Source organism: Mesorhizobium xinjiangense, from assembly GCF_009749525.1.
GTDB lineage: Bacteria > Pseudomonadota > Alphaproteobacteria > Rhizobiales > Rhizobiaceae > Mangrovimarina > Mangrovimarina xinjiangensis.
On record NZ_WOAC01000026.1, the window covers coordinates 43,576 to 56,687 of the forward strand.

21 protein-coding genes are annotated in these 13,112 nt (G+C 62.4%); 19 read left to right on the forward strand and 2 right to left on the reverse strand.

All coding sequences use genetic code 11. From position 1 onward, the window contains the following. The first annotated feature begins 155 nt into the window (after window positions 1-155). The 14 genes from GM909_RS22045 (at window position 156) to GM909_RS22105 (ending at window position 7,648) form a co-directional block, all read left to right on the forward strand. Complete coding sequence (locus tag GM909_RS22045; RefSeq protein ID WP_198174350.1) at window positions 156-836, forward strand: c-type cytochrome; 681 nt, start codon at window positions 156-158, stop codon at window positions 834-836. A 2-nt stretch (window positions 837-838) separates the two neighbouring features. Next, window positions 839-1,789: a WD40/YVTN/BNR-like repeat-containing protein gene (locus GM909_RS22050; protein ID WP_235912015.1), complete on the forward strand. Its 951-nt coding sequence runs from the start codon at window positions 839-841 to the stop codon at window positions 1,787-1,789. Window positions 1,790-1,800: 11 nt separating this feature from the next. Continuing rightward, window positions 1,801-2,289, forward strand: a complete 489-nt coding sequence (locus tag GM909_RS22055) for a DUF411 domain-containing protein (protein WP_198174351.1) — start codon at window positions 1,801-1,803, stop codon at window positions 2,287-2,289. A gap of 4 nt (window positions 2,290-2,293) precedes the next feature. After that, window positions 2,294-2,428 (forward strand): hypothetical protein, encoded by a 135-nt coding sequence (locus tag GM909_RS26325; RefSeq protein ID WP_268890784.1) that lies wholly within the window; start codon window positions 2,294-2,296, stop codon window positions 2,426-2,428. Continuing rightward, a complete protein-coding gene (locus tag GM909_RS22060; protein ID WP_157019378.1) occupies window positions 2,425-2,910 on the forward strand; it encodes a c-type cytochrome in 486 nt (161 codons plus the stop codon). The genes GM909_RS26325 and GM909_RS22060 overlap by 4 nt, the downstream gene beginning before the upstream one ends. Continuing rightward, window positions 2,907-3,512: a DsbE family thiol:disulfide interchange protein gene (locus GM909_RS22065; RefSeq protein WP_157019379.1), complete on the forward strand. Its 606-nt coding sequence runs from the start codon at window positions 2,907-2,909 to the stop codon at window positions 3,510-3,512. The genes GM909_RS22060 and GM909_RS22065 overlap by 4 nt, the downstream gene beginning before the upstream one ends. Beyond that, a complete protein-coding gene (locus GM909_RS22070; protein WP_328600474.1) occupies window positions 3,509-4,117 on the forward strand; it encodes a TlpA family protein disulfide reductase in 609 nt (202 codons plus the stop codon). Before GM909_RS22065 ends, GM909_RS22070 begins: the two co-directional genes overlap by 4 nt. A gap of 13 nt (window positions 4,118-4,130) precedes the next feature. Next, the gene (locus GM909_RS26410) at window positions 4,131-4,562 is read left to right on the forward strand and encodes a hypothetical protein (protein ID WP_198174352.1); all 432 of its coding nucleotides are present in this window, start codon (window positions 4,131-4,133) and stop codon (window positions 4,560-4,562) included. Beyond that, window positions 4,555-4,809: a hypothetical protein gene (locus tag GM909_RS22080; protein WP_198174353.1), complete on the forward strand. Its 255-nt coding sequence runs from the start codon at window positions 4,555-4,557 to the stop codon at window positions 4,807-4,809. The genes GM909_RS26410 and GM909_RS22080 overlap by 8 nt, the downstream gene beginning before the upstream one ends. A 63-nt stretch (window positions 4,810-4,872) precedes the next feature. Continuing rightward, entirely contained in the window at window positions 4,873-5,511 is a 639-nt protein-coding gene (locus GM909_RS22085; RefSeq protein WP_157019380.1) for an SCO family protein, read from the forward strand. Between the two features lie 5 nt (window positions 5,512-5,516). Further along, the gene (locus GM909_RS22090; protein WP_157019381.1) at window positions 5,517-5,978 is read left to right on the forward strand and encodes a copper chaperone PCu(A)C; all 462 of its coding nucleotides are present in this window, start codon (window positions 5,517-5,519) and stop codon (window positions 5,976-5,978) included. Continuing rightward, entirely contained in the window at window positions 5,975-6,601 is a 627-nt protein-coding gene (locus GM909_RS22095) for a cytochrome-c oxidase (RefSeq protein WP_157019382.1), read from the forward strand. Before GM909_RS22090 ends, GM909_RS22095 begins: the two co-directional genes overlap by 4 nt. Window positions 6,602-6,613: 12 nt before the next feature. Then, complete coding sequence (locus GM909_RS22100; RefSeq protein WP_157019383.1) at window positions 6,614-7,354, forward strand: cytochrome c biogenesis CcdA family protein; 741 nt, start codon at window positions 6,614-6,616, stop codon at window positions 7,352-7,354. 87 nt (window positions 7,355-7,441) lie between these two features. After that, complete coding sequence (locus GM909_RS22105) at window positions 7,442-7,648, forward strand: hypothetical protein (protein ID WP_157019384.1); 207 nt, start codon at window positions 7,442-7,444, stop codon at window positions 7,646-7,648. 31 nt (window positions 7,649-7,679) lie between these two features. Here the strand turns inward: GM909_RS22105 and GM909_RS22110 are convergent, their stop codons facing one another. Continuing rightward, window positions 7,680-8,102, reverse strand: coding sequence for a MerR family transcriptional regulator (locus GM909_RS22110; RefSeq protein WP_157019385.1), 423 nt, complete (start codon window positions 8,100-8,102; stop codon window positions 7,680-7,682). 76 nt (window positions 8,103-8,178) lie between these two features. Between GM909_RS22110 and GM909_RS22115 the strand changes: the two genes are divergently transcribed. Genes GM909_RS22115 through merA form a run of 3 tightly spaced genes read left to right on the forward strand, consistent with a single transcriptional unit; the run spans window position 8,179 to window position 10,348 of the window. Then, a complete protein-coding gene (locus GM909_RS22115) occupies window positions 8,179-8,577 on the forward strand; it encodes a mercuric transporter MerT family protein (RefSeq protein ID WP_157019386.1) in 399 nt (132 codons plus the stop codon). A gap of 11 nt (window positions 8,578-8,588) precedes the next feature. Next, window positions 8,589-8,921, forward strand: a complete 333-nt coding sequence (merP, locus tag GM909_RS22120; RefSeq protein WP_157019387.1) for a mercury resistance system periplasmic binding protein MerP — start codon at window positions 8,589-8,591, stop codon at window positions 8,919-8,921. 5 nt (window positions 8,922-8,926) lie between these two features. Next, the gene (gene merA / locus GM909_RS22125) at window positions 8,927-10,348 is read left to right on the forward strand and encodes a mercury(II) reductase (protein ID WP_157019388.1); all 1,422 of its coding nucleotides are present in this window, start codon (window positions 8,927-8,929) and stop codon (window positions 10,346-10,348) included. A gap of 249 nt (window positions 10,349-10,597) precedes the next feature. Here the strand turns inward: merA and GM909_RS22130 are convergent, their stop codons facing one another. Beyond that, window positions 10,598-10,897: a hypothetical protein gene (locus tag GM909_RS22130; protein ID WP_157019389.1), complete on the reverse strand. Its 300-nt coding sequence runs from the start codon at window positions 10,895-10,897 to the stop codon at window positions 10,598-10,600. 174 nt (window positions 10,898-11,071) lie between these two features. Between GM909_RS22130 and GM909_RS22135 the strand changes: the two genes are divergently transcribed. Together GM909_RS22135 and groL are read left to right on the forward strand one after the other, a co-directional pair. Then, complete coding sequence (locus tag GM909_RS22135; RefSeq protein WP_157019390.1) at window positions 11,072-11,386, forward strand: co-chaperone GroES; 315 nt, start codon at window positions 11,072-11,074, stop codon at window positions 11,384-11,386. 49 nt (window positions 11,387-11,435) lie between these two features. Then, window positions 11,436-13,070: a chaperonin GroEL gene (gene groL / locus GM909_RS22140; RefSeq protein WP_157019391.1), complete on the forward strand. Its 1,635-nt coding sequence runs from the start codon at window positions 11,436-11,438 to the stop codon at window positions 13,068-13,070. Window positions 13,071-13,112 lie beyond the last annotated feature (42 nt).

A 13,112-nucleotide genomic window follows, 5' to 3' on the forward strand; every position in this document is an offset into this window, starting at 1 on the left:
CGAACGCCCCCTCAGGATGGTGGAACATCATGATTTTGCATCTGTCAACGCCGACGCGTCGGACCTTTCTCACATCCGCCGTGGCCTTAGCGGCCAGTGTGGCGTTCCCGGTCTCGGGACTTCGGACCACTTTCGGCGCACTCGCCATCGCCGCAATGAGTCTTCTGTCGTTCAGTTCGGCCGCACTTGCCGACGGGGACGCACGGCGTGGTGCACAGGTCTACCGCGCCTGCGTTGCCTGCCATGCCCTTGAGCCCGGCCTGCACCTCAGCGGTCCGAGCCTCGACGGCTTCATGGGGCGCATGGCGGGCACGGCCGAGAGGTTCGTCCGCTATTCGACGGGACTGCGGGACGCAGGCTTCTCCTGGAATGCGGCCGCGCTCGACGGTTGGCTGAAAGACCCGGCGGGCATGATCCCCGACACCTACATGACGTTCCGCGGGATCGACGACCCTCAGGCGCGCGCCGATCTCGTCGCCTTCCTCGAAATTGCCGGCCAGTCCGGCGGCGGCAAGAAAGTCGTTGATGAAGGTCTCATTCCGGCCGGATGGTTGCGGGCCGGAGCGCCCCAGTCGATCGGAGGTGCGCCGCCCGAAATGCGTGTCACGGCAATCCGCCATTGCGGCGACAGTTATTTCGTCACCACCGGCGACGGCCGGGAAACGCCCTATTGGGAGAAGAATATCCGGCTCAAGATCGACAGCGTCGAGACCGGCCCGCCGTCCGGCGTCGCGGTGATCCTCGGAGCCGGCATGGGCGGTGACCGTTTCTCGGTGATTTTCTCCAGCCTCGCCGACCTCGATCATCTCGTCACGGAGCGCTGTGAGGCGCGTTGAACATGAAAGACGCCAACATGACAACCACGCGCAGATATTCCACTCGTTTTTCCAGACGTGCCTTCCTTGGCGCGATGGTGGCGGGCGCCGGGCTGATCGGTCTGCCGTTCAGCCTTCGCGCCGCACCCGGAGCAACCGGTCCCGCAATCGCCTTCGATGGCGACGCGTTGATCCTGGCCGAAGGCAGCCTTTCCCGCAGCGATGGCACCGACGGCTGGATGGAGCTGTCCGGTCCGACGGCAGGCGGCATCCTCTCGCTCGCGACGCATCCGCGCCGGCTAGGCCGGATAGCGGCGGGTCTCACGAGCGGGGGCATCGCCCTCTCCGAAGATGGCGGGCACGGTTGGGAGTCGAGAAGCCAGGGCTTGCCCGACGCCCCGGTGGCGGCGGTCACCGTCGCAACGGCTGAACCGGATACCGTCTATGCCGCCATTTGCGGCGACGGCCTATGGAAGAGCGAGGATGCCGGCCGATCTTGGGTCTTCGCGATGGACCGGCCGTGGCTCGCAGACGCCGAGCGTGATCTGACGGCGTTGGCTTCGGTCGATCTGGCAACGGGCATGGGCGGCATCTGGATCTATGCCGGGACCGAATTGGGTCTCATCCGCGTGCCAGATTGCTTCTGCCGCTGGCAGGACGTGCAGCCGGGCGATGCGATGGACGCGCTTGTCTCGGGGAAACCGGCACCAATGGAGGCGCCCCTTCCCGAAGGCGAGACGATCAACGCATTGGTCAGTGCGGCTTCATCGCCCACTCGGCTTTACGCCGCGCTGCCTTCGGGCATCTGGGAATCGCAAGACGCCGGAGTCGTGTGGTCGCAAAAGTCGAGCACGCGCGCGCTGGCCGTCGCTGTCCACCCCGCCAATGCCGATCATGTTGCCGCCATCACCGGCGATGGCCTCGTTGAGAGCCGCGATGGCGGCGCGAACTGGACCGCGCTCGCGCGCGGATAATGGAGAAAGTCATGAACAGAAAAACAAATGCCGCAGCCGTCGTCGCCGTGGTTGCCATCGGCGGTATCGCCTACTGGTCGCTGGGTTCGGCGAACGCTCCCCTGCAAGGATCATCCGTTGCAGCAGCTTCGGGCAACAAGGCGATCACGATCTGGCGCGATCCGGGCTGCGGATGCTGCGATGCCTACGCCGACTATCTGGAAGGCAACGGTTACACGGTGACGCGCATCGATGACTCCAATTTCGATCAGCGCTCGATCGAGGCCGGCGTTCCGCGGCAGGGGATCGGATGCCACCTGGCCGAGATCGACGGCTATGTCGTGAGCGGCCTCGTACCGGTCGAGATCATCGAGCGGCTGGTCAGTGAACGCCCGGACATCACCGGGATCACACTGCCCGGTATGCCGGCCAACGCGCCTGGAATGGCGCCGGCAAAGACCGGGACGCTGAAAACCTACGCCTTCGATGAGAACGGCGTCACCGTCTACACAGAGGAGTGATCTCGTGAGCGGAACAATGATGGATGGGTCCATGATGGGGTTGATGATGGTCGGAGGTGGTCTCGTCGCGCTTCTGGTCCTTGCTGTTCTGATCCTCGGCCTCTTCGCGCTGGTGAAATATCTGCGGGGGCCGCGATGAAGCGCAACTTGGTCATCCTTTCCGCCATCGCGGTCTCGGCCCTGGCGGCTGTCGCCGCGCTTACGCAAGTGCAGGGTGGTGATGTGCGAACAGAGGACGTGACCTTTCTTGGCCAGCCCGTGACGAGCGAGCAAATCGCCCTCGGCCAAGAGGTCTATGCCGAGAACTGTGCCTCCTGCCACGGCGCAAGCCTCGAAGGCCAACCGAATTGGAAGCGTCGGCTGGAGAACGGCCGCATGCCCGCGCCGCCGCACGATGAAAGTGGTCACACCTGGCACCACTCGGACCAGGACCTGTTCGCCATCACCAAGCTCGGCGTCGGCGGTGTCGTCCCGGGCTATGAGAGTGACATGCTCGCCTTCGGGGAAATCCTGACCGACGAGGAGATCGCCGCCGTGCTCGCCTTTATCAAGAGCACCTGGCCCGAGCGCCAGCGGGACGTCCAGGCTCGCATTACGGCTAGCGACGGGGGTGGCTCATGAGCAGGGTTGATGAATATCCCACGGACCCAATGCGCCGCCGCAATGTCCTGGCCTTCCTGCCGCTTGCTGTAGCGGCCCTGCTCGCCGTGGTGCTCGCCTGGGGGCTCACGCGTGATCCAGGCAACCTGCCGTCAACCCTCATCGGCAAGGCGGTGCCCGATTTCGCGCTACCGCCAGTCAAGGGCCGGACGCTTGGCCTGTCGAGCACCGATCTCAAGGGCGAAGTTTCGCTGGTCAATGTTTTCGCGTCCTGGTGCGTTGCCTGCCGGGAGGAGCACCCCCTGTTCATGAAGCTTGCGGCGCAAGGCACCGTGCCGCTGCATGGCCTCAACTACAAGGATCAGCCGGACGACGCGGCGAAATGGCTGGACAGCCTTGGCGATCCTTACACGCGCACCGGGGCCGACATCAGCGAGCGCGTGGCGATCGACTGGGGCGTCTATGGCGTGCCCGAGACCTTCGTCATCGGCGCCAACGGACGTGTTGCCTACAAGCATATCGGCCCGGTGAGCGAAGAGGCGCTCAACGGCACCATCCTGCCGCTCGTGGAGGAACTGCGCCGTCAGCCGGAAGGCGATAGCGCCTTGGGAGGCGGCCAATGAGGAACCTCCTGCAGGGACAGCGTCCAATCGTATTTCTGGCGGCAGGCACGCTCGCACTGGCCGCGATCGCGATCGTTGGCGTGATCTATTTCAGCGGAGACACGCCAATGCGTGCGCCTCAAGGCGGAGGACAGGCTGAGACGGTCTCGTCCCGGTCCTTCGTGATGCACGAGGTGCCGCGGCCGCTCCCCGAAATCAAGTTTGAGGACGGGAACGGTGAGGCACTTACGCTGGCCGATTTCAGCGGCAGGACGGTTCTGCTCAACATCTGGGCGACCTGGTGCGTGCCTTGCCGCGAGGAAATGCCGACGCTCGACGCGCTTGAGGCGGATCTCGGCGGCCCCGGTTTCGAGGTCGTGGCTCTTTCGGTCGACCGGGCCGGACCAGATGTGGTTCGGAAGTTCTATGCCGAGATCGGTATCCGGCATCTCGGCCTCTACATCGACGCCTCGATGCAGGCCTCGTTCGACCTCGGAGCGCCAGGACTGCCGACGACGCTTCTCATTGACGGTGAAGGCCAGGAGCTGGGGAGGCTCATCGGCCCGGCCGAGTGGGACACGCCCGAGATGATCGCATTTCTCAAAAACCATCTGACCTCGAACTGAAATGGAAATCCTCATGGCCACGACACGACAATCCAATGCAGAAGACGGCTCGCTTGGCCGGGACCTGCTCTACGCTCTTCGTTACTATCTCGGCGGCCGCCGTGGCCTCCTCATGCTTGCGGCGATCGCGCTCGTCGGCGGCCTCACGTTCAATTGGAGCTGGTTGGTCGCGGCGGGAATTGCGCCGCTGCTCCTGACTGCCCTGCCGTGTGTCGCCATGTGCGCGCTCGGCCTCTGCATGAACCGGATGACCGGCCGAGCCTGCGCGCCAAACCAGGCCGAAAACACCGCTGCTACCGGCGATGAAACGGCACTACCCGGCGGATCCCCGGATGGCCTTCCGACGGACGCCGGCGCTGGAGACGCACAGACTGCACGCGTAGCGGCTTCGCCCCGGCATTCCCAACCTCAAACCACCCAGACAAGGAGAACAACCGATGCGTAATCCGATCAAGGCACTCGCAATGGCCGCCATGCTCATTACCGGCTTCGCCGCAGTCCCGATCCTTCACGCCCAGGAACCCGAAACTCCAAGCGAACAGGGCTCCATGATGGGCGAAGGCGGCATGAATGGCATGGGCGATATGAACGGCATGATGGGCATGATGGCCCAGATGGGTCCGATGATGGAGCAATGCACCAAGATGATGGCCGATATGACAGAACACATGAAGGCGTCGCCAGACCAATAGGATGCGGAGACCCGCCTCGCCTGGACCACAGGGTCCGGGTGGGAGGGCTCCCGGGAAGCTGACATGACATCAACAAGAACAAAGCAACTCAGACGCATTCGCTATGGCCTGTGGATTCTGGTGGCCGTTGCCGCGCTGGCGCTTGGTGGCGCATATCTCGTCCGAACGATCGGCTTTCGCGATCCGCCGAGCCCGGTAACGGTCGGGGAAGCGGCAGTCCATTCCGAGTTTTCATTGACCGATCACAACGGCAGCCGCGTGACCGACGCGGATTTCCAGGGACGCTGGCAGCTCGTCTTCTTCGGCTTCACCCATTGCCCCGACATCTGCCCGACCACGCTTGCCTATATGGCCGAGGTGCTGGATCGGCTGGGGAGCGAATCTCCAAATATCGCGCCGCTCTTCATAACAGTCGATCCGACGCGCGATACGCCCGAGGTCATGGCGGAATACGTCCAGGCCTTTCATCCCGATCTGATCGGCCTGACCGGCACCGAAGTGGAGATTGGCGCGGCTGCGGACGCGTTCCGCGTCTACTACGAGAAAATGGAAGAGGCCTCCGCTCCGGACGGCTATCTGATGGCTCATTCGGGGCACATCTATCTGATGACGCCCGAGGGCCGCTATGAGGCTGTTTTCCGCGAGGGAGACCAGTCGGCACAAGAGATGGCGTCCGAGGTCGTCACGCGAATGAACAGGTGAGAAGAATGAAGAAAGCAATCCTCCTCCTGGTGGCGATCTGGTCGATATCGCTGCCCGTGGCCGCCGATGAGTCCGTGCGCATTCTCGATGCATGGGCGCGGGCGAGCATCCTCGCGTCTCGGCCGGGCGCCGCCTACGCCACGATCGAGAGCGCCTCGGATGATCGGCTTCTTGGTGTAACGACGCCCGCCGCCGATCACGTCATGATTCATGCAGTCGAGAGCGACGGTGACGTGAGCCGAATGAAACATGTCGAGGTGCTTGAAATACCGGCGGGTCAGCGGGTCACGCTCGCGCCTGGCGGCATGCACATGATGCTGATGGGACTGCATGACAAGCTCGATGAGGGCACGACGTTTCCCATGACGCTCAGCTTCGAGAAGGCCGGAGAGATCGCTGTTGATGTTCCCGTACTCGGCATAGCCGCCGAGGGGCCACGGAACGCGGAGAAGGAACCGGGGCAATGATCCGATTTCTGTTTCTGGCTCTGCTGCTCGTTGCGCAACCGGCATTCGCGAACCACCCCGGAGAGCGTCTTGACGAAGTGATGACCGAGCAGGAACCGGCCTTCGAGCTCGCGGATCGTCCGTCCGTGCCAGACTTGGACGTCAGGGATCAGAATGGCAACCCGCTGCGGCTTGGCGACCTTCACGATCAGATTGTAGTCTTGAGCTTCGTTCCCCAAGGCTGTGGCAACCCATGCGCGGAACAGCAGGTCCTTCTCGCCGGAGTGCAGGGCCAAGTGAATGTTTCGCCAATGAAGGAGATGGTGACCTTCGTCACTGTTCAGGACGCCGATGCGTTGATCGAGGCCTCGTGGGACGACGCAAACTGGAATCTGGTAGCCCCATCTGACGGCGCAACAACGGCTGCCGCGGCCGATCGTTCCGCCGCGCTGAGCAGCCGCGACGCAGCGTTGCCGATGGTGCACGTCATGGACCGCAATGGGCGGCACGCCGGGATTTTCCATGGTGCTGAATTCCGGAAGACAAATCTGACGCTTTACGTCAACGGGCTCATCAACAACGCCCACGCACCGAAGCCGCCGGCCGAAAAGACATGGTGGCAGCGGCTGACGGACTGGTTCTGAAAGTCCGCCCGAATGCCTGAACTCTCCAATATCGGTATCCTCAGCGCCTTCGTCGCTGGTATCGTCTCATTTCTGTCACCCTGCGTGCTGCCGCTGGTGCCGGGATATGTTTCCTATATCGCGGGACGGTCGACCCTTGCTTCGCCATCCGGTGAGGTCACTGCCACCCGAAGCGCAACGCTCGGCCTCAGTCTCTGTTTCGTGCTTGGCTTCACGACCGTCTTCGTCATCCTTGGCGCCAGTGCCACCGCACTCGGACAGATACTGCTCCGCTACCGGTTCGAGATGAACATCGCCGGCGGGGGCATCGTTACGCTGTTCGGGTTGTTCATGCTCGGAACGATCCGGCCCATGTGGATGATGCGCGAGGCGCGGTTTAATCTGGACATGCCGGGCGGCAAGGCCGTATCGGCCTATGTGCTCGGCCTGGCCTTCGCTTTCGGCTGGACCCCTTGCATCGGCCCGATTCTCGGGGCCATCCTGACGGTCAGCGCCGCGTCGGCGACGATTGCGAACGGTATGGCGCTGCTGACGGTCTATTCGCTCGGCCTCGGCGTGCCGTTCCTGCTTGCCGCCGTGTTCACCGACACCCTGTCTGCCAGACTGAAGGCATTCGGACGCCTCGGACGTATTCTGCGAACTTTCGCTGGGGTCATCATGATCGTCATGGGCGTTGCCATGATGACCGGCTATCTCTCCACCTTTGCCTTCTGGCTCCTGGAGACGTTTCCGGTGTTGTCTGCAATCGGATGAGATCGCCCCGGGCCATTGAAGAGATCATGACTTGACCTTCCCCTCGCTGGAAGGCGCACGCTCGGCCTGAGTAAGGAGGTGCTGACGATGGCCTCAAAGACCGATCAGTTGGAGCATGATATTCTGCGCGTGTTCAGGTGTGCCTGCCGGCAAGGCCGGGCGGACATCGCCGAATTCATGCTTCTCGCGCTGGAGAAACTCGATCGCGACGGGATCGAGTGCCCGCAATGTGGCGGTGCCTTGATCGAGGCCTATCGGGAGATTGCAAAGACGAACGGCGGCGGAAGAAACTGAACTCGCTCCGGGATCGACTGGGGATATCACCTTATTGCCCTTGCGATGCCAACGCCTCCAGGACCGGGCATTCCGGCACGTCGTCCCCAGAGCATTGCGCGGCGGTCGCCGCCAGCACTTTTTCGATACGCCTGAGATCGGCGATCTTGGCGCGCACATCGGCCAGATGCTGCTCGGTCCGCTCGTTCACCTCGGCGCAGGTCTGCGTGCCGCCATCGACGAGATCGAGCAGGCCACGGATCTGCTCGATGGAAAAGCCCAGTTCCCGTGCGCGCAGGATGAAGCGCAGGCGGGAAATGTGTATCTCGTCATAAACGCGATAACCTGACGCCGTGCGCGGCGGATCGGGCATCATACCGATCTTCTCGTAGTAGCGGATGGTTTCGAGATTGCAGCCCGTGCGCCGGGCGAGTCCGGCCCGCTGCAACCGCTTCCCGGAAACGTGATCGGGCATTGGTTCGAAACCCTCTTGAGCCTGTAGTTGCTACAGACTGTAGCCTGTTCCCGATTGAAATTCGAGGGCGTACCGCATGAGCAATGCCGATATCAAATCAGCACCACTGGACCCACCGTCGGCGTCGGTGGATGCAAGGAAGAATTGGTTCGCGGCTGGTGGTGTGATCGGGGCGATCCTCGCCTCAACCTGCTGCGTCGCGCCGCTTGTGCTTTTGACGCTCGGAATATCCGGGGCCTGGATCGGCAACCTCACGGCGCTCGAGCCCTACAAGCCGATCTTCGCCGGGGTGGCGCTGGTCTTCATCGGGTTCGGGTTCCGGCAGGTCTATTTCAGAGCCAGGCCGGCCTGCGAGGACGGAACCTACTGCGCTCGTCCGGAATCGGCCCGCATCACCAAGACCGCCCTCTGGCTCGCAACCGTGCTGGTCGTCCTGGCGCTGACGATCAACTGGTGGGCGCCGTTTTTCTATTAGGAGACATTGACATGACGCGACTTCCCATCGTTATCGCCGGACTGCTTGCCATCGGCGTGTCCGGCCTTCCGTTTATCGCTTCGGTTTCCTTGCCGGTTCTCGTTTCGGCCGCACAGGCGGCTGAGACCGAACAGACCGCTACCTTCGATGTGCCGGGCATGACCTGCGCGCTCTGCCCCGTCACGGTGAGAAAGGCGATGGAAGCCGTCAAAGGTGTGCAGAAGGTCGAGGTTGCGTTCGAAGCCAGAACAGCGACCGTAGTGTTCGATCCGTCCGTTGCGAGCATCGAGGCAATTGCGAGGGCCTCCGAGAATGCCGGCTATCCGGCATCCGTGCGGAACTGAGTCTCATGGACAATTGCTGCGCGCCGCGCGCTGACCGCACCTACGACCTGGCCGTCATCGGGGCCGGTTCGGCTGGCTTTGCCGCCGCGATCACGGCCGTCGAACAGGGCGCGAATGTCGCCCTCATCGGTCACGGCACGATTGGCGGTACCTGCGTCAATGTCGGCTGTGTGCCGTCCAAGACCATGATCCGCGCTGCCGAAGCCGTTCATGGCGCCGGCGCGGCAGGACGGTTTCCGGGACTTGTCGGGGAAGCACACGTTAGTGACTGGCGGGCGCTGGTCGCGGCCAAGGACGATCTGGTCGGCTCACTGCGGCAGAAGAAATACATCGACCTGCTGCCGGAATACGGTATCGCCTATTTAGAGGGAGTCGCGAAGCTGAACGGGTCGGGTGTGTTGGTGAGTGACAGCCAGGTCACTGCCGGCAAGATCATCATTGCCACCGGCGCATCGCCGGCCATCCCTTCCATCCCCGGCATCGAGCGTGTTCCTTACCTCACCAGCACCACCGTGCTGGAACTGAACGAACAGCCTCGCTCGCTTCTGGTCATAGGCGGCGGCTATGTCGGCTGCGAACTGGCGCAGATGTTCGCGCGCATGGGCAGCCATGTGACACTGGTCACCCGCTCGCGCCTGTTGCCGGGGAGCGAGCCGGAAATCGCTGAAGCGCTTGCCGGCTATCTCGCCTACGAGGGCATCACGGTCCGCACCAGGCTGGGCTATTCCGGGATCGTAAGCCAAGATGATGAAATCGCCCTGACTATCGATGTGGCTGGTTGTGCCGAAACGCTAACCGCCGAAAAGGTACTGGTGACGACCGGGCGCGAGCCCGTCACGGCCGATCTTGGGTTAACGGAAGCCGGTGTGGAACTGGCCCGCAATGGCGGCATCGTTGTCGATGACCGGATGCGCACCACGCGTGCCGGCATCTACGCCGCAGGCGACGTGACGGGGCGCGATCAGTTCGTCTACATGGCTGCCTATGGCGCCAAGCTCGCAGCAAAGAACGCGCTGAATGGCGATAGCCTCGCCTATGACAACAGCGCTATGCCCTGGGTGGTGTTCACCGATCCGCAGGTTGCCGGCGTCGGCCTTTCGGAACGCCACGCCCGCGAACTCGGCTTCGAGGTGAAGACATCGGTTGCGCCGCTCGATCAGGTGCCGCGGGCACTAGCCGCCCGCGATACACGCGGGCTCATCAAGCTGGTGGCGGATGTGAAAACGGATCGGCTGCTAGGCGCCCAGATACTTGCCCCCGAAAGTGCCGACGCCATCCAAACCATCGTGCTGGCGATCAAGTTCGGAATGACCACGAAGGAACTGAGCGAGACGATCTTTCCTTACCTCACCACGGTCGAGGGGCTGAAACTTGCCGCGCAAGGCTTTGCAAAGGATGTGGCGAAACTGTCCTGCTGCGCGGGGTGAGAGAGCCGCAACTCTTAGGAAGTGGAGGGGGGCGTGAACCTCAGTTTCAATCGCACCGGAAACGCCAGACTATCATGTTGATAATTAAGGGGATAATGGGGAATTTGTGCGGCGATCGGCGGTGTTCGGCGGAACGGGAGGGATTCGAACTAGGTGTTTGCCTGCCATTCGATGGGAGCAACCAACAAGATTGGTCGGTGAGATGGCCCCAGGGGGAGCGAACCTTCGCCATCCTGCAAAAGGAGGGCCTCAGAGGGCTATAGCGTAGACGAAGTTGTCTTCTTCACCCGGTGCGGCGCGCCAAATACCGCCGATTGCCCTCCATAATACGCTATAGCCGCCGAGCGTACGCAGTTGCATCTGAAAGAGGCCGGCCCGTGCGCAGAAAAGCGTAGAAACGGCGGCGTTCGGCGGCGGAAAAGTTCGAATCGCTTTCGGTTGGATGACTGCCAAACGAATACGTTGCGGCCTGGTATGGCGGGAATGCGCCCCCATCTCGGCCGTAGAGATCGGCTTCGCTGCTTCCTGAAAGCAGACCTTGTCCGCCATCACCCGACGTTCACGGCGCTTCTCAAAAGCTGTCCTTTGCGTAACGGCTTAAGTCGAGGACCCGAGGCTCTTGCAGCCTAACGAGAAGATTGTTCTTGGCACTCCTGTTATTCGACTGCCAAAGAGCCTATATGAGGGTGTGGCCCCCTATACCCGGCCGCAGAAAGAACCCTCATGAAATTCCGGCCCCTCCACGACCGCGTCGTCATACGGCGCGCCGAAGGCAATGACAAATCCAAGGGCGGGATCATCATTCCCGACAATGCAAAGGAAAGGCCGCAGGAAGGCGAAGTGATCGTCGCCGGCCCGGGCCTTCGTGACGAAGGCGGCAGGCCGATCCCACTCGATGTGAAGGCAGGCGATGCGGTTCTCTTCGGCAAATGGTCGGGCACCGAGATCAGGATAGACGGCGAGGATCTCCTGATCATGAAGGAGACCGACATCATGGGCATCGTCGAAAAGACGGTGGCGGCCGAGAAGGCCGCCTGACCGGCGGCTTCCGACCACTCAATTTCAGAACCAACGGATCGAGAAAGTCATGTCTTCAAAGGAAATCAAGTTTGGCACCGATGCGCGCGATCGAATGCTTCGCGGCGTCGAACTCCTGAACAACGCGGTCAAGGTGACGCTCGGACCCAAAGGCCGCAATGTCATCATCGACAAGGCCTATGGCGCGCCGCGCATCACCAAGGACGGCGTCACCGTCGCCAAGGAAATCGAGCTTGCCGACAAGTTCGAGAACATGGGCGCCCAGATGGTGCGCGAAGTGGCGTCGAAGACCAACGACCTCGCCGGCGACGGCACCACCACCGCGACGGTGCTTGCTGCTTCCATCTTGCGCGAAGGCGCAAAGCTTGTCGCGGCCGGCATGAACCCGATGGACCTGAAGCGCGGCATCGACATTGCTGTCGCCGCCGTCGTCAAGGACATTGCGGCGCGCGCCAAGAAGGTCAAATCCTCAGGCGAGATCGCTCAGGTTGGCACGATCGCCGCCAATGGCGACGCCTCCGTGGGCGAGATGATCGCCAAGGCGATGGAGAAGGTCGGCAACGAGGGCGTGATCACGGTCGAGGAGGCCAGGACTGCCGAGTCCGAGCTCGAAGTGGTCGAGGGCATGCAGTTCGATCGCGGCTATCTTTCTCCCTATTTCGTCACCAATGCCGAGAAGATGCGCGCGGAGCTAGAAGATCCCTACATCCTCATTCACGAGAAGAAGCTCGGCAATCTGCAGGCGATGTTGCCGATCCTGGAAGCCGTCATCCAGACTGGCAAGCCGCTGCTGATCATCTCGGAGGATGTCGAAGGCGAAGCGCTCGCCACACTCGTGGTCAACAAGTTGCGTGGTGGACTGAAGGTTGCCGCCGTCAAGGCGCCAGGCTTCGGCGACCGCCGCAAGGCGATGCTGGAGGATATCGCGGTGCTGACGGCAGGTCAGATGATCTCCGATGATCTCGGCATCAAGCTTGAGAACGTCACGCTCGACATGCTGGGTCGCGCCAAGCGCGTCCTGATCGAGAAGGACACCACCACCGTCGTGGATGGTGCCGGTGAGAAAGCCGATATTGCGGCTCGTATCCAGCAGATCAAGGCGCAGATCGAGGAAACCACCTCGGACTACGACAAGGAGAAGCTCCAGGAACGGCTCGCCAAGCTCGCTGGTGGTGTGGCGGTCATCCGCGTCGGCGGCGCGACCGAAACCGAGGTCAAGGAAAAGAAGGACCGCATCGACGACGCGCTGAATGCCACCCGTGCGGCGGTCGAGGAAGGCATCGTGCCTGGCGGCGGGGTCGCGCTTCTGCGCGCCAAAGCGGCCCTGAACGACCTCACTGGAACAAACGCGGACGTGTCCGCAGGCATTTCGATCGTGTTGCGGGCGCTCGAGGCGCCGGTCCGGCAGATCGCCGACAATTCCGGTGTTGAAGGCTCGATCGTCGTTGGCCGGCTGATGGATGCGACGGACCTCAATATGGGCTTCAATGCGCAGACCGAACTCTATGTCGACATGATCGAGGCAGGCATTGTCGATCCCGCCAAGGTGGTGCGCACGGCCCTGCAGGATGCCGGATCGATCGCAGCGCTTCTGGTCACGACGGAGGCGATGGTTGCCGACATTCCGCAGAAGGATGCGCCGGCAACGGCTGGCCCCAATGGCATGGGTGGGATGGGTTACTAAGCGATACCTGAATCATTGTAGGCGACGACCAGCATAACCGGA